The 14,746-nt window shown below is 60.7% G+C and carries 15 protein-coding genes; 1 reads left to right on the top strand and 14 read right to left on the bottom strand.

Annotated elements, in window-relative coordinates:
- Window positions 1–148: 148 nt before the first annotated feature.
- Genes GTF44_RS14365 through GTF44_RS14345 form a run of 5 tightly spaced genes read right to left on the bottom strand, consistent with a single transcriptional unit; the run spans window position 149 to window position 3,725 of the window.
- Window positions 149–892, bottom strand: coding sequence for a DUF3306 domain-containing protein (locus GTF44_RS14365; RefSeq protein ID WP_171561993.1), 744 nt, complete (start codon window positions 890–892; stop codon window positions 149–151).
- Window positions 893–896: 4 nt separating this feature from the next.
- A complete protein-coding gene (locus GTF44_RS14360; RefSeq protein ID WP_171561995.1) occupies window positions 897–1,433 on the bottom strand; it encodes a DUF3305 domain-containing protein in 537 nt (178 codons plus the stop codon).
- Window positions 1,433–2,446 carry a DUF6352 family protein gene (locus tag GTF44_RS14355; protein WP_171562001.1) on the bottom strand — a complete coding sequence of 338 codons (1,014 nt, stop codon included), beginning with the start codon at window positions 2,444–2,446 and terminating at the stop codon, window positions 1,433–1,435. The genes GTF44_RS14360 and GTF44_RS14355 overlap by 1 nt, the downstream gene beginning before the upstream one ends.
- Window positions 2,443–3,018, bottom strand: a complete 576-nt coding sequence (locus tag GTF44_RS14350) for a DUF6505 family protein (RefSeq protein ID WP_171562003.1) — start codon at window positions 3,016–3,018, stop codon at window positions 2,443–2,445. Before GTF44_RS14350 ends, GTF44_RS14355 begins: the two co-directional genes overlap by 4 nt.
- Window positions 3,015–3,725 carry a biotin/lipoate--protein ligase family protein gene (locus GTF44_RS14345; RefSeq protein ID WP_171562005.1) on the bottom strand — a complete coding sequence of 237 codons (711 nt, stop codon included), beginning with the start codon at window positions 3,723–3,725 and terminating at the stop codon, window positions 3,015–3,017. The genes GTF44_RS14350 and GTF44_RS14345 overlap by 4 nt, the downstream gene beginning before the upstream one ends.
- 129 nt (window positions 3,726–3,854) lie before the next feature.
- On the opposite strand from GTF44_RS14345, the gene GTF44_RS14340 reads away from it, so the two are divergent.
- Window positions 3,855–5,882 carry a 4Fe-4S binding protein gene (locus tag GTF44_RS14340; protein WP_216365162.1) on the top strand — a complete coding sequence of 676 codons (2,028 nt, stop codon included), beginning with the start codon at window positions 3,855–3,857 and terminating at the stop codon, window positions 5,880–5,882.
- A gap of 25 nt (window positions 5,883–5,907) precedes the next feature.
- Here GTF44_RS14340 and GTF44_RS14335 read toward each other — a convergent pair whose 3' ends face one another.
- The 9 genes from GTF44_RS14335 to GTF44_RS14295 form a co-directional block, all read right to left on the bottom strand.
- Window positions 5,908–7,032 (bottom strand): cobalamin-independent methionine synthase II family protein, encoded by a 1,125-nt coding sequence (locus GTF44_RS14335; RefSeq protein ID WP_171562007.1) that lies wholly within the window; start codon window positions 7,030–7,032, stop codon window positions 5,908–5,910.
- Between the two features lie 17 nt (window positions 7,033–7,049).
- Window positions 7,050–8,018 carry a cupin domain-containing protein gene (locus GTF44_RS14330; protein WP_171562009.1) on the bottom strand — a complete coding sequence of 323 codons (969 nt, stop codon included), beginning with the start codon at window positions 8,016–8,018 and terminating at the stop codon, window positions 7,050–7,052.
- A 180-nt stretch (window positions 8,019–8,198) separates the two neighbouring features.
- Complete coding sequence (locus GTF44_RS14325) at window positions 8,199–9,188, bottom strand: ester cyclase (protein ID WP_171562011.1); 990 nt, start codon at window positions 9,186–9,188, stop codon at window positions 8,199–8,201.
- Window positions 9,185–10,204 carry a LacI family DNA-binding transcriptional regulator gene (locus tag GTF44_RS14320; RefSeq protein WP_171562013.1) on the bottom strand — a complete coding sequence of 340 codons (1,020 nt, stop codon included), beginning with the start codon at window positions 10,202–10,204 and terminating at the stop codon, window positions 9,185–9,187. Before GTF44_RS14320 ends, GTF44_RS14325 begins: the two co-directional genes overlap by 4 nt.
- On the bottom strand, window positions 10,204–10,968 hold the full coding sequence (locus tag GTF44_RS14315; protein WP_171562014.1) for an SDR family NAD(P)-dependent oxidoreductase: 765 nt from the start codon (window positions 10,966–10,968) through the stop codon (window positions 10,204–10,206). The genes GTF44_RS14320 and GTF44_RS14315 overlap by 1 nt, the downstream gene beginning before the upstream one ends.
- On the bottom strand, window positions 10,968–12,020 hold the full coding sequence (locus GTF44_RS14310; RefSeq protein WP_171562016.1) for an ester cyclase: 1,053 nt from the start codon (window positions 12,018–12,020) through the stop codon (window positions 10,968–10,970). Before GTF44_RS14310 ends, GTF44_RS14315 begins: the two co-directional genes overlap by 1 nt.
- A complete protein-coding gene (gene hisD, locus GTF44_RS14305) occupies window positions 12,017–13,327 on the bottom strand; it encodes a histidinol dehydrogenase (RefSeq protein ID WP_171562018.1) in 1,311 nt (436 codons plus the stop codon). Before hisD ends, GTF44_RS14310 begins: the two co-directional genes overlap by 4 nt.
- Window positions 13,328–13,867, bottom strand: a complete 540-nt coding sequence (locus GTF44_RS14300) for an ester cyclase (RefSeq protein ID WP_171562020.1) — start codon at window positions 13,865–13,867, stop codon at window positions 13,328–13,330.
- On the bottom strand, window positions 13,864–14,745 hold the full coding sequence (locus GTF44_RS14295) for a carbohydrate ABC transporter permease (RefSeq protein WP_145216878.1): 882 nt from the start codon (window positions 14,743–14,745) through the stop codon (window positions 13,864–13,866). The genes GTF44_RS14300 and GTF44_RS14295 overlap by 4 nt, the downstream gene beginning before the upstream one ends.
- Between the last annotated feature and the right edge of the window lies 1 nt (window position 14,746).

The raw sequence follows: 14,746 nt of genomic DNA, 5'->3' as shown, positions 1-14,746 counted from the left end.
GGAATCCGACAAACGCCACGCCTCACAACAGGCTTACGTTAGGCAATTTGATTTGGGGATGCGACGGAAAAATTAAGAAATGCAAAGACCTATGAGTTTGGCCTATAAAAACCTATCAAATGCGGACTTTTGTGCGAACTCGAACGAATTATTCAGGCACCGCGCTACCGTGTCGGCGCGGCGCGGCCTCCTCCACCGACCCAGATTGCAACCCATCCGATGACGACTCATCCACGCGAGTCTCCCTCGATTCCTGACGTGGCGCGGGGTGCCCAGCCCGGCGCACGGACTCGGTCGGCAGGGGAGATGGGGCATCCGATTGGGCTGCGATCTGCTCATCCGTGGGCACGCCATCCGACATCGCTGCTTCATCGGTATCTGAGGTGGTTTCAGCCACTTCCGCTTTATCGCCCTCCTTGTCTTCGGCGTCGACTTTCGGGCGATCACGGTTGATCAGATCATCAACCATTTTGGAGACCCCATCTTTGTTCAACGCACCACCGGCGCCGGGCACACCTTCAGGCGCATTCCAATCCCAGGCGTAATCGACGGCGGGATCGTCATGGTCGCGGATCAGACTGTTGCTGAGCCAGACCTTGCGCATCGCGGCTTTGCGCAACGCTTCCGGGACGCCGCGCTTCATGAAGGGCTGAAGATCGGTCTTGGCACTGATCTCATCGATGGATGGCAGGGCGGCGAGTTCGTCGGCGTCAAGCTCCGGCTCATCATCCGGGAGCGGGCCTGGCTCCACATCCGCGACGGCCTCGGCTTCGGCAGCAGCCTCCTCCGCCTCGGTCGCGGTGGCGGCTTCTGCCCGTGCCGCCGCGCGCTTGCGGCGTGACCAAGCGGTCAGGAAACCTTCTTCATCCCGGCGCTTCTCATCCTCGGCCATTGTCTTAGCCCTTTCTACCCGGCCCGCGCCCAGACCGTCCGCGCGTCTTTACCCATTTGGCATCCGGTTGCAGGATTCGCGGTGCCCGCGGATCATCTGCCGATGTCGCGGGCACCCGCTTACGCTTGTAAAACACCTCTTCGACGTGATGCGCTTGGATGAACGCATCAAGCCGGGACCCCAGCAACGGAGGCATCGGTACCGCTTCGACAACCCGCTCCGGATCGCTGGCCAGTGCCTCACCCTCATACGGGTCAACCGTCACGACCGAAACCCGCCCCTCGTCCAGCGCGACCCAAACAGACGGCTGTTTGGCGGTCAGGTTGTCGATATAGTGCCGGGTCTCACCCGAATGTAGCACGAGTCCATGATCGCCCAAATACACGGTCTGAACCCCGTCGCGATCACTCATCAATACGCCCGCGTCCAACCCTGGCAGATCAGTCATCACCGCAACTGGGCGCAAGACCCGCTCCGACCAACGGGTGACCGGCGGGTGCGACGCGGCGACAACGCCAAGGCGTAAAACCTCCTGCGGCATTACACATTCCCCGATGCTTTGGCCGCGCGCTGCGACACGGGGGCCAGAGGCAGGCCCATCGCAAGGTTCTGCGGCTTGCAGCGGATCACATTGTCATCGCCCATCCCAAGCAAAACATAGACCGGATGCCCAACCGCCGCTGGCAACAGCGCCTCTTCAGAGACGAAATTGAGCGCAAAAATCCCCACAAGCTTACCCTTCGGCACCGCCCCATCCCAGAGCGCATTGCCGATATCCGTTCCCACCGGATCGAGCCCGACGAACCACCGCAAATCGACATCCTGCACATCGACCAGGGGCGTGACGACCACAGCATGCCCCAGAAGATGCATCACAAAGCGTTCGATCACCGTGCCAAGCGCCGCGCGCGCCTTGGGGTCGGACCCGAAGGGCAAAACCATCGTATGTGCATCCGAGCGGCTCCAATAGGTCCAACCATTCTCATCACCCAACACATCCAGCTCTTCGACGCCGCTGCCCAGCATTGCCGTCAACGGAGAGCTGTCCTTTGCCGCTTCGATCTCTTCGACCAATTCATCATCGGCCAGCATCAAGGCGTCATCGTTCACATGGGCGCGTTGCGGACGAAAAAAGAGTTCGGCGGCGCGCAAGACACGGGTGTCCTCGCAGCCGTCCAGCGCGTTGCGGAGGATCAGCTGCACCAGTTGGTTGTAGAAGAGCACCGGCAAGCGCACGCCGTCGCGCAAAAGCGCAAGATAGCCGGCCTCGATGCTCCCCGCCTGCAAGAGCCGGTCGCGCATCGTGATGAGGAAGGTCCAATTCTCGCGCGCGTCCTCGTCTTCCATGGCGTCGATCTCAGCCCGCGTCACGGTGGCCTGTGGCGCGGCCTGGAGTTTTGCATAGAGCGCCAGTTCCGCCGCGCAGGCCTCCTCGGGCGGCACCACTTCGGGTCGCGCCAGCCAGGCCAGGATCAGCGCATCGGTCACGTGCAGGCGGTTGTCGGCGCCCCGTTGGGTTAGATGATGGCCCGATGCGACCCAGAACTCTCTCATCGCTCCCCCTCCTCGCGGCCGAAGGCGGTCAGATCGATCTGCATCCCGGGCTCTTCTTCGTCGTCTTCGGTCTCGACGAAATGGAACGCCTTGTCATGACCCTGCAAGTAGCCTGCGGAAAACGCCGTTTCCTCGCGCGGCTTCAACGAGCGGAACTGTTCGCGCATCGCGCCGGTCTCATCGATCCGCCGGTGCAGCGCGATCAGCGTGCCCTCATCATGCCCGCGGCACAGATCGCTGGCCAGCGCGATTTCCTCCCGCGCGGCGGGCAAGGCGGCGTCCAGATCGGGCGCGCCCAAATGGTGCACCAGTTGATGGGCCAGCGCCAATACCGCCTGATCCTGATCGTCGCCTTGCGTTTCGGTAACAACCGCAAGGGTCGACCAGCCGAAACTTGTCACGCCCAGAAATCCGGAGCGGAAGGCAATCTGTTCCTTACGGCTCAGGCTCTCTTGTGGTCGCCCTGCGAAGAGGAAGGTGCCCGGCACCGCCCATTCCCCGGGCTCTGCTGCCTGGGCAAAAACCACCGTGTCAGATTGGTCGAGCCGGATCGTCCGCAGCAGTCGCGTCACAGCTTTGGCCCGTCCGCGTCGCGCCAATCCGCTTTCGCCAAACCGTTTTCGATCGACTCCACCGTCGCGTCCAGCACCCGCTCCCCCGCGTCGCTAATCGCAGCCTTATCGGTCAACCGCCCGACATAATGCGGCGCAATGGTATCGAAACCAGCATGAATCCAGCGATCGAAATTCAGCATCAGATGCGCGGCAAAGCTTTCAACAACCGCCGGAGGGTCGGTGAACTCTTCCTCTTTCAGCGAAACAGAGCCGGGATTCTCCCCGGCCTGGTCAAGGTGATCGCGATCCGCGATCAGTTCGACACCCAAAACCATCCAATCGGGCGGCGTGCCCTCTTCCGCGCCGGGCGCGACAGCCAGGCGCATGCCTCCCAAAAGCCCTGCATCAAGGATCACGCCGGTCGGCCAGATAAATCGCACATCACGCTCAGGCGGCGCATGGGCCGCCAACGCATCACCCAAGGCAACCATGCCGACCAACACGGCTTTGCGCGCGTCCTCCAGGGGCATGTCCGGCTCTAGCACGACGGCAAAATCCAACCGCCCCGGGCCGTTCCCACCGGCGGTCTGTTGCCAGACAAGCGTGCCTGCGCCCTCCTCCGCGGCGCGGCGCTGTGCATCTTCAAACGGGCTGCCATCGGGCAGCCAATGGGCGGTATAGGGAGGGGGCAACACGAGTTGCCGCGGCTGGGCGAGTGCGTCCAAAACAGAACCTGCCTTGCATATGCTGAGAATTCAGGAGAGTCCTAACGGGAAATGCAGCAAGCGCAAGTGTTGTCCCGAACAAGGGTTGGCAACGCGCGCAAGCAACAGAAAAAGGGAGGCACACGTCTCATGGTTCATGCCGATCGCACTCGGACGATTCTGACCTGCACCTGCGAAGGCACGATGACCCCGGATGGTTCGGCGCTTGAAAAAGCCGGCTGCAGTGGCGATCCGGCGGCGCATCAGCTCTGCCGCGCGAATCTGGACCGGTTCCGCGAGGCCCTGGCAATAGGTGGGCCGGTGACGGTGACGTGCACACAGGAAGCGCCGCTATTTCAAGAGGTTGCCGAGGCCGAAGCGCCCGGTGTCGATCTGAGCTTTGCCAATATCCGTGAAACCGCGGGCTGGACCGCCGAGGCGGCAGAAAGCGGCCCGAAAATGGCGGCCCTGGTGGCCGCGGCGGCGGTGCAACCGGCCGCCTTTTCTTATACAACAATGGAGAGCAACGGCATCGCCCTGGTGCTTGGCCGTGATGAAGTCGCGTTGCAAGTGGCACAGGATCTGGCCGACACGCTTGATATCACCGTGCTTCTGAAACCCGGCGCGGACGTGACGCCGCCACGCCAAACCCGTTTCCCGGTCCTACAAGGTGCAATCCGTAAGGCTGAGGGCCATTTGGGGGCCTTCAGCCTCACGGTTGATGATTATGCCGCGCCAGAACCTTCTTCCCGCCGCACGCTCACCTTCGGGCCTGCACGCGACGGGGCGGTGTCACGGACCGATCTCGTGATCGATTTGACCGGTGACACGCCGCTCTTCGCCGCCGACGCGCTCCGCCCCGGATATTACCGTGCCGATCCGCGCGACCCTCTCGCCGTCGCCCGTTTGGTGACCACGACCTCGCAAATGGTCGGCACCTTCGACAAACCGATCTTCATCGATTTTTCAGCCGATCTCTGCGCCCATTCCCGCAATGAAATCACCGGCTGCACCCGCTGCCTGTCGCTCTGCCCGACCGGCGCGATCATGCCCGATGGCGACAGTGTGGTGATCGATCCGAATATCTGCGCCGGATGTGGCCAATGCGCCGCAGCCTGCCCAACCGGCGCGGCGTCTTACGCGCTGCCCGATGTGGCAACGGTGGCCCGCCAATTGCGGGCGGGGCTGCGGGCTTGGCACGATGCGGGCGGCACGCTGGCTCCGGTCGTGCTGTTCCACGATGCGGACCATGGCGAGCCGCTGATCGACGCCTCGGGCCGCTATGGCAACGGTCTGCCGGCGCATGTGATCCCCTTTGCCGTCAATGAGATTTCCCAGGTCGGTCCCGAGGTGATGGCCGCCGCGCTTGCCTATGGTGCGGGTGCTGTGGCGCTTCTGGGCCGGGCCCGCCCCTTGCACGATCTTGCAGGGCTGGAGGCTGGGCTGGCGCTGGTGTCCGAGGTCGCCGAAGCGACAGGTCACGGCCCGTGCACCCTGATCGAAACCGACGATCCGGACCAGTTGGAAACCGCACTGGCCGCCCTGCCCCGCACGCCGCGCCGCGCCGCGCCGGCGGGCTTCCTGCCGCCGGATGACAAGCGCGGGCTTCTGGTTATGGCCTTTGCTGAGATGAACCGGGCCGCGCCGACCCCGGCGACAAAGGTGCCGCTGCCGAAAGGCGCACCTTTCGGCACGGTCGTCGTCGATACCGATGCCTGCACCTTATGCATGGCCTGCACCGGCGCCTGCCCCGCCAATGCGCTTTTGGACAACCCCGAAGCGCCAATGTTGCGCTTTACCGAAACCGCCTGCGTACAATGCGGGCTCTGCGAACAGACCTGCCCAGAAGACGCGATTTCCCTGGTGCCGCAAGTCGATTTCGAGGCGTGGGAAACCCCCAAACGCATCCTGAATGAAGAGCCTGCCTTCTGCTGCACCTCTTGCGGCAAACCATTTGCGACCCAGAGTGCGATCTCGCGGATTCAAGAGAAGTTGAGCACGCACTGGATGTTCGTTGGCGACGATGGCGATAAGCGCCTGAAGGTCCTTGAAATGTGCGAAGATTGCCGCGTTGAGGCCGTGGTCAACGAAGGTTTCGACCCGCATGCCGAAGACACCCGGCGCGTGCGCACGATCGAGGATCACATCGCCGAAGAAGATCGCGGCAAACCACACTGACCCCGAGAAAGCCCCAGATTCGCTGTCACCGCACCAAAGCGGCCCCCTCGGCCAATGCGGACAATTTGGCATAGGCGATGTCGGGGTCGACCGCCCCAAATCCGGCAAATGTTCCGAAGCCGCAGTCTGATCCAGCGATCACGCGATCGGCCCCAACGATGTCCACGAACCGCTCAAGCCGTTCGGCCACAAGCGCGGGATGCTCAACGAAGTTGGTGGTGGTGTCGACGACACCGGGCACCAACACTTTGTCGTCGGGAATATCCGATTTGCGGTCGCGAAACACAGCCCATTCATGGCCATGGCGCGGGTTCGATGTTTCAAACAGCACGTAACGGGCCTTGGCACGCATCAAAGTGTCAAACATCTTGGCCATCGGGATGTCGCAGACATGCGGCCCCTCATAATTGCCCCAACAGATGTGAATGCGGATCTTGTCCTCTGGCACATCCTGCAGCGCGTGGTTCAAAGCTTCGATATGGGATGCAGCGATCTTCAGAAACTCGTCATCGCTCAGATCGTTGAACAACATGTGCCGCGACAAGGCGAGGTCGGGGCAATCCAGCTGGAGGTCGAGACCGCTGGCAACGATGGTCTCGTATTCCTCTTTCATCGCGTCGGCCAGTGCGGCGAGATAGGCGTCGCGGGTTGGATAGTGATCGTTCTGCAAAAACAGAGAGATCACACCTGGCGACGCAGCATTCATAAATCCGCGTGAAACCCCATGTTCGGCCATGGCGCGTTTGAAGTTCACAATGTCCTTCTGCAACTCCCCCTGGCCTTTGGATGTCACCTCTCCAACACACATCGGGCGGGCATATTTTGGCGTACCGCCATCCGCTGCCAGCCGTTTCAGAAAGGTCGGGAATTTTTTCAGGTCCGCCGGTGCATTACGCGGGCTGTCCCCATCAAATCCGGTATAGCGATCCTTGACATAGGTCGCATAGCTGATTTTCGAGGTTTCGCCGTCCGAGACGATCTGAACGCCTGCATCCTTTTGCTTCCGCACAGTCTCGGACACTGCCGCTGTCATGCAGTTGTCGAACGCGGTTTGGTCGAAAGCGTCGCCGCGTTCTCGGGCAAAGATGAAATCGACCACGTCTTGTGACCGCGGCAAAGAGCCCACATGGGTCGTCAAAATCTGTGTCATATGGCTCTCCCGTTTGTTTAGGCCGCTGACCAAGTGGCGCCAGCCGGATCATCCGTCGCAGTGACCCGATACAAGCTGGCCTCACCAGTCATCGAAGGTTCGAGACTATGGGCCTCACCCGGCAGCAAAAGTGCCGTGTCGCCCGGGTTCAACGCGGTCTCGCCACCGTCCCAACGCAGCTTCCAATACCCGCGAACCGGCATCAGAACCGTGTGTTTTTCGGGGCTATGCCTGCCGGTCGGGATTGATCCGCGCGTCAGAAAATCCACCTCAAAGCCGGGCTTATCCTTCAACAGCGCGTCTTCGCCGATCACCTTCGCAGGTTTGTCATGGGCCAGCGCCATCAAATCCCAATAACGGGCGACATAGTCCCGCACCACGGCCTCAACCGGCACTTCTGGGAACGCTTTCAGTTGATCCTCCGACAGAAGCGGCATCGGCTGCACATCTGGTGGCAGTGTTTCGCCCCTTTTGCTGTCGTAGAGCACGCCATTGTCACCCAGGATCAATCCGTGTTCTTTCGCATCTTCAATCACTTGCGGGGCCCAGGTGACACCGCCACCGGCATCGTCACCGCCCAGGATGGCCATGATCATTCCGTAATCCGTGCCGATATTCTCGAAGCCGCGGAAGATACCGGTGGGAATGTTGAAGATATCGCCTTCCTCGGCCACGAACTCCCCGGCATTGCCCCATCTGCCCCAGAAGAACCGCCAGCGGCCCTTCAGGACGAAGAACACTTCGGCGGTTGTGTGGCTGTGGAGGGAGTTTCGGCATTTCGGCGGCTGACCAGCCGCGCCAATGTTGAACCCCGGCGTCTCGCGGATATGGACGTGCTGATCGGGGGATTCAGATACGCCCCCGCCGATAATGGTGAAGTTTTCCTTCTGATCGCTGCCCGGCGTATGCGCGTCGATAAAGGCGGTTTTGCAGGGTTTGAGGTCGCCGTAGCGGACAATACGGTCCTGAATTGTGGCGGTCGTCATGTTGAGAATCCTTTGATGCGTTCGGAACATAAGAGAATGGTTGGACTTCTCTTATGTCCCGGGCGGTCGCAGGTTCAGACGGCGCGCACGCAAGCTTTGGCGGAACGCATGGAACCGCCGCATGGCCTGCGTCTCTCTTAGGCCGGTGAGCCGATCCGTATGAGGTGTTAAAAAGCCCATTTAGAGATTCCCGGTCTGCAGCAGGATCTGCTTCCAAATCGCGGTATCGTCGAACAAGGCCCATTCCCGACGCAGCTTGACCTGCCCCGGGATCACCGCGCCAAACTCGGCATGAGACATGCCCATCACATGCACTTTGGCACCTGTGGGCGTGCCAAACCTGCCATGGCCGGAATGGGTGCCGGTCAGGCTCCATCGGAGGGCGGCGCGCGGCGGCATAGTTGCGTCGTCGCGCCCGATCTGATGATGGATTTCAAACACCGCGTCTGGAAACGCAGCGCGTAGGCCCATCCAAAACCGATCGACCGATGCGTAGGAATGCCCGATGTCACCGCCCGGATATGCGGTTTCGACTGCGCGGTCATATTCGGCCTCAATCACGGCCATATCGGCGCCCATGATCCGGGTCAGAATATCGGCGTAGCGCTGACCCCATTCATTTGAGTTCCCGCGCCCTGTGTAAGGCCCCGCAATATCGTTTTCCGGCGTTAGAGGCTGCGCGCAGGCCTCTGCCCCCCCCTCACGTGCGATCAGATCGCGGGTATAGTCAACTGGATCCCACCCCATCTGACGCAGGATCGCGCTTTGATCCCGGATCAGCCACTCGTCATCAATCGCGTTATTTTTCGCATGGCAATCGGCAATGATGCGATAAACCAAGGGCTTACCGGTCGCCTTGCCATAGACACCCTCACCCAAATGGGTCGCCGTCGACAAGATGCGGTGGCTCGACAGCATCCCCTCTTCCGGCGTGCCCGACCAAATCACATCCTCGCCCAAAAGCGTTCGATCTGGAAACTCCGCCAAGGTCGCCATCGTTGCGCCGATCACGTTCTGATTGCCCGTCGACACCCCGCCCGGCATCCGCACCACAATGTCTGGCGCATAGTAGTCATGCAGAGTCGCGATGCCGCGATCTTCCCAAATCTCCTTGGTGATGCCGATGATGTAATCGGGGAAATTCGCGAATTTCGGGTCAAACCCCTTCATGACGACCATCCTTTGGGAATGCGGGCTGAGCTGCGCAAAATGAGCTCGCCATCAATTTCGATCCAACCCGGCTCCGGCGCATCATTGGCCATCTGGCTCATCAGAAGCTCAACCGTGCTGTCCACCATCCGGTTGACCGGCTGCCTGACTGTCGTCAGATCATAAGACGCCCACCCGGCAAGCGGGACGTCATCATATCCGACAATCGAGATGTCTTGCCCAACCGTGATCCCGGCCTCCCGCAGCGCGTCCATCACCGCAAAAGCCATGTGATCATTGCCAACGAAGATCGCGTCGGGGATCGTGTCGCCCTGAATAAGCTGACGCGCGCATTCCATCGCAACGGGCCGTTTGTACATCCCATCGATCAACGCGAAGGGCTCCATTCCCGCCTGCTGCAGGGTTTCTACGAAGCCCGCTTGGCGATCGCGCCCGGTCGAGCTGCCTTGCCACCCGGCAATATGGGCAATCCGCTTGTGCCCGCCCGCCAGTAAGAATTCCGCAACCTTGCGCCCACCTGCATGATTGGTCGACGTGACGCAAGAAAACCCATCACCCTCCTGACCCCGGTTGAACAACACAATCGGGATGCCCGCATCCCGCGCGCGATCCGCAAGACCCGAGGTCATCGAAACCGATGCGGCGATAATGCCATCCACCTGATAGTCCATCAGGTCTTGGACAACGGCCTCGACCCCATCGACGGAGTTTGGCGCGGTAAAAATCAAGATATGATAGCCCTGCGCCTGCAAGGCATTCGACAGGGCCTCGAGCGCGACGGGATAAAACTGATTATCCAGATAGGAGACGACAAGCCCGATGATCCGGCTTTTGCCCGAGACCATGGCGCGGGCCAGGACATTGGGGCGGTAACCCAGCTCATCAGCGGCCTTGCGGACCTTTTCGACGGTCTTTTTCGACGCCGACGCCCCGGGGGTAAAGACCCGGCTGACCGCCGATTGGCTGACCCCGGCCCGGGCGGCGACTTCGAAGGATGTGACCTTGGTTTTACTCATCACTCCGCAGTCCACCCGCCATCAATGATCAGGGCCGTTCCGGTGATCAGTGCAGAGGCATCCGAGGCCAGGAACTGGACGGCGCCCATGATGTCTTCGACCTTGCCAATCCGCCCGAGTTTGATTTTCTCTTCGATCCAGGCGCGGCGTTCTGGCCTGTCAAACGTCTGCTTGGTCAAAGGCGTTTCAATGAAGGTCGGGCAGATCGTATTGACCCGAATGCCCTTGCGACCCCATTCGATCGCCATGGATTTTGTGAACCCTTCGACCGCGTGTTTGGTGGCGGCATAAACCGCGCGATCGGGCCCGCCGACCTTGGCCATCTGGCTGCTGATGTTCACAAGAGAGCCCGGTTTTCCGGCCTCGATAAGGCCCTTTGCCACGGCTTGAGTCAGGAAATAGGCGCCCTTGACGTTTAGCCCCGCAACAACGTCGAAATCCTCTTCGGTCGTCTCCTCCGCCGGGCTGTGCCGGGCGAAACCGGCGCTGTTGACGAGAATGTCGAAGGGGCCATGTTCAGCCACCGCGGATTGGGTCGCCGACACGTCCGACACATCCAGCACAAGCGCGTGGGCCATCATCCCGGCCGCAGACATAGTGGCGACCAGATCGTCGAGCGCGTCCTGGCGGCGCGCGGCAACGGTGACCTCTGCCCCAGCCTCACCCAGAGCCACCGCGCAGGCGAGGCCGATGCCAGAGGACGCCCCAGCAACCAGGGCGCGTTTGCCATCAAGACGAAAAGACGGTGTATGCGGAAGATCCATCACGCCGCTCCCAAAGGAAAAGAGACAACACCCGGCACGCGCGCTTTGTTAAATTCACGCAGCCGGGCAAACACATCGACACCCAGTTGGCGATACACATCCAGCAGGTCAATAAGCACCCAATTCTCGCGGATTTTTCGGCCCTCAATGCGCCAAAAATCTAGGGAACGAAGGGTAACCCCCTTGCCGGATGGGGCAATTCCCAACCAACCATCGGCGGTGAGTGTCTGTGCCATATTGGGCCACCCTGTCACAGCCACGTAGTTGTTGTCTCCAAACAAATGATGGGTCACCGCGCCCTTGTGCTGGCCACGATCTGGCATCGCGTTGAGGAACGGAACCTGATGCCAGGTTCGAAACCCCGCAATGCCCCGCGCCGACCCAATGCCGGCGGGGCCATACCAGTTCATCGCAGGATGCCAGAACCGCGGCAGCTCCATCACATCGGGGCCACCGTCCTTGGGATGGCGCACCATCTGCGACAGCATTTCGATGATCAGATCGCAACTGGCTTGGCTCTGCGCCGCATCCCGCGCCGCCCGTATCAGGCCATCGTCAGACGCCGGGCCGGGGACACAGAATTCCCGCCCCAATGACGGCGCAAGCGGCCATGCCCCGGCTTGCATCATCACTTCGGGCAAGTCCCAGATCGCTTGAACCTCCACCACCTTTCCATCCTCGAACCGATAGAACTCGTGAAACCGCATATGAGTCAGATGGCCGGTGGGCCGGATGTCCAACAACGGTGCCATAAAGGTTCCAAAAAAATGGCCCGCGCAGCCAACCCAAGCCTCCCCCGCCGCGGTATCGCCCGCCATTACGATCCAGTCGCGCCGTTCGACGTCCGGCCAGGCGGCGTGCAGCACGGCCAGAGCATCATTGAAAAACGCATCCGGCCCGATCAGGTCGCCAAACGGGTGACATAAGTGGATGACCGCATCCGAGGCGACAACCGCATCCAAAGCAGCCCGTAGCCCACCCGCATCCCAATCATATTGGGCGGCGCGCAGCGGACCGAGCGCTGCTTGGTTGGCTGCATGGGCAGATGTCATTCCGCCGCTGCCCCGTAGGGTATGTTTTTACCGCCATAGCGCCGCACCCGCAGATTGCACTGCTCCGCATGGCCCACAAACCCCTCCAGAAGGCAGAGCCGCGAGCCATATTCGCCAATCATCGCGGCGGCTTCATCGGTTGTGACGCGCTGATAACTGTGCGTTTTCAGGTACTTCCCAACCCAAAGGCCGCCGGTATAGCGCCCTGCCTTCATGGTCGGCAGCGTGTGGTTTGTGCCAATCACCTTGTCGCCGTTCGCGACATTCGTGCGTGGCCCCAGGAAAAGCGCGCCATAAGAATGCATGTTTTCAAGATACCAATCATCGCGATCAGTCATGACCTGCACATGCTCATAGGCCATGTCATTGGCGACTTGCAGCATCTCGTCATGGCTATCGCACAGCACGACATCGCCGAAATCGCGCCAACTGGCCGAGGCCGTCTGCGCGGTCGGCAGGATGTCGAGAATCCGGTCGATCTCGGCCAAGGTTTCCTCGGCCAATTTGCGCGAATTGGTGATTAGGCAGGCAGGTGAGTTGAAGCCATGTTCCGCCTGCCCCAAAAGATCCGTCGCGCACATCTCGGCATCAACGGTGTCGTCAGCGATCACCATGGTTTCAGTCGGGCCCGCAAAAAGATCGATCCCCACCCGGCCAAAAAGCTGACGCTTTGCTTCGGCCACGAAAGCATTTCCAGGCCCAACCAGAAGATGCACCGGCTCGATCGACTCTGTTCCAATAGCCATGGCGCCTACGGCCTGGATCCCACCCAAGACATAAATCTCGTCCGCCCCACCCAAATGCATCGCTGCGATGACCGCCGGGTTCGGCTCGCCATTGAACGGCGGTGTGCAGGCGATGATCCGGGGAACACCGGCAACCTTGGCCGTGGCCACCGACATATGAGCGCTGGCCACCATCGGGAACTTTCCCCCCGGCACATAGCAACCCACAGACTGAACCGGGATGTTCTTGTGGCCCAGAATGACGCCCGGCAAGGTCTCAACCTCGATATCCGTCATGCTGGCGCGTTGTGCTTTGGCGAAGTTGACCACCTGCTCATGCGCAAAGCGGATATCGTCCATGTCTCGCGGGCTGACCTTCGCGATCAGCGCATCGATTTCCGCGGTGCTGAGCCGATAAGAGGGCCGATCATAATTGTCGAACTTCACCGCCAGTTCATGCACCGCCGCGTCACCCCGCGCCTCGATATCGGCCAGGGTCTCCGCGACAACCGCGCTGACCTTGGCATTGTCACCGGCTTTCTCGGCGTCGGATTTGCTGCGTTTGAGGTACTCGATGGCCATCTAATCTTCCTTAGGGTTCGGGTGCGGCGGCCGCCGCTCGCCCCGGTCATATGCTTCCCAGCCATGGCCGCCAAAGACGTCCACGCCCAACTGTGCGGCGACATGGGCGAAATCGACATTCACCCAGTTGTCGACGATCTTGCCGTCCACCACTTTCCAGAAATCCATGTAACGGATCTCGACACGCTTCCCCGTCGCGGGGATGCCGAGGAACGCGCCACTATGCGTGGCCTCCTGGCGCCCAAAGGCCGCGGCCCATTCGCCCATGTAAAGCCGCGCCTCATCGATGCAGACCTTGTCAGAGAAGGCCGCTTGAAACGGACGCTGCCAGTTTTCCTGAAACTCTTTCAGACCGGTCTTGGTGCCGCAGCCTGTGTTGCCCAACCAACGAAACCCTTCGGCAAAGAACTCACCGATATCATCGATGCGATGGTCGTTCAGGCCATCAACCATGCCTTCGATCACCGCGCGCGTCGCCTCGGTCTTGGACATGTCGGTGTCCCGGCTGAGCGTCGCCTGTTCTGGTCGCGCGCCTTTCATCCTTTCACCGCCCCCGCGGTCAGGCCGGATACGATCTGGCGTTGGAAGAACATCACAAGGATGAAGAGCGGTGCGGTCGCCGATACAACCGCCGCCACGGCAAACATCACATTGCCCTCTGTCTGCGTCGTGCCCAGGAAGGCCGCGATTGCCGGAACCATGGTGCGGTTGCTTTCGCTCAGCAGCATCGAGGTCACCGCGAAGTCGTTATAGGCCAACAGGAAACTGAACAGACCCGTCGTGATCACACCGGGCCACATCACCGGCACAATCACGTGGCGAAACGCCTGAAACTGGGTGCAGCCATCGACCTTGGCACTTTCGTCCAACTCTTTGGGAATGTTCTGAAAAAAGCTGTGCAACATCCAGAGTGTGAAAGGCTGATTGATCGCAACCAGCACGATGATCGTGGTTGGAAGAATGCCCCAAAGGTTCCATTCAAAGAACGGTAAAAGGTATCCGGCGACCAGCGTGATCGGCGGCATGGCCCGAAAGATCAGCGCGATGATCAACAGCCAAAACGTGTAGCGAAAACCTGAGCGCGACAGGGCATAACCGCCCAAGGTGCCAATGGTCAAAGACGTGCAGACCACAAAGAAACACACGATGAATGTGTTCAACACAGAGCGCCAGAATTCCTCTTGCACCCATGCGCCTTCATACCCGGCGCCGGTGAAGGCGTTGCCATGGGTGTTTTCGGTGTTTTCGCCGGTCAATGCGTTGGTCCAATCGGCGATCGAGAAGAAATCAAGTTCGACCTTGAACGACCCCCACAGGGTCCAGAGGAACGGGAAGGCCGCCAGGATCAGCCAGATGATGACAAAGCCGTTGGTGGCCAGTTTCAGGCCGGTTGGCGTGCGTTGTGCTTTCGATGCCATG

The sequence above is a fragment of the Roseobacter sp. HKCCD6576-2 genome, from assembly GCF_013179285.1.
In the GTDB taxonomy this organism is placed as follows: domain Bacteria; phylum Pseudomonadota; class Alphaproteobacteria; order Rhodobacterales; family Rhodobacteraceae; genus Rhodophyticola; species Rhodophyticola oceani.
Note: the sequence above shows the minus strand (reverse complement) of the source record. Positions and strands in the feature narration are given on the sequence as shown.

Bases quoted from the DNA above. Each gene is read 5' to 3' on its own strand.
- GTF44_RS14340 (WP_216365162.1), top strand. From the start codon at position 3,855: ATGGTTCATGCCGATCGCACTCGGACGATTCTGACCTGCACCTGCGAA.
- GTF44_RS14320 (WP_171562013.1), bottom strand. From the start codon at position 10,204: ATGAGTAAAACCAAGGTCACATCCTTCGAAGTCGCCGCCCGGGCCGGG.
- GTF44_RS14325 (WP_171562011.1), bottom strand. From the start codon at position 9,188: ATGAAGGGGTTTGACCCGAAATTCGCGAATTTCCCCGATTACATCATC.
- GTF44_RS14300 (WP_171562020.1), bottom strand. From the start codon at position 13,867: ATGAAAGGCGCGCGACCAGAACAGGCGACGCTCAGCCGGGACACCGAC.
- GTF44_RS14360 (WP_171561995.1), bottom strand. From the start codon at position 1,433: ATGCCGCAGGAGGTTTTACGCCTTGGCGTTGTCGCCGCGTCGCACCCG.
- GTF44_RS14335 (WP_171562007.1), bottom strand. From the start codon at position 7,032: ATGACACAGATTTTGACGACCCATGTGGGCTCTTTGCCGCGGTCACAA.
- GTF44_RS14330 (WP_171562009.1), bottom strand. From the start codon at position 8,018: ATGACGACCGCCACAATTCAGGACCGTATTGTCCGCTACGGCGACCTC.
- GTF44_RS14295 (WP_145216878.1), bottom strand. From the start codon at position 14,745: ATGGCATCGAAAGCACAACGCACGCCAACCGGCCTGAAACTGGCCACC.
- GTF44_RS14355 (WP_171562001.1), bottom strand. From the start codon at position 2,446: ATGAGAGAGTTCTGGGTCGCATCGGGCCATCATCTAACCCAACGGGGC.
- GTF44_RS14310 (WP_171562016.1), bottom strand. From the start codon at position 12,020: ATGACATCTGCCCATGCAGCCAACCAAGCAGCGCTCGGTCCGCTGCGC.
- hisD (WP_171562018.1), bottom strand. From the start codon at position 13,327: ATGGCCATCGAGTACCTCAAACGCAGCAAATCCGACGCCGAGAAAGCC.
- GTF44_RS14315 (WP_171562014.1), bottom strand. From the start codon at position 10,968: ATGGATCTTCCGCATACACCGTCTTTTCGTCTTGATGGCAAACGCGCC.
- GTF44_RS14365 (WP_171561993.1), bottom strand. From the start codon at position 892: ATGGCCGAGGATGAGAAGCGCCGGGATGAAGAAGGTTTCCTGACCGCT.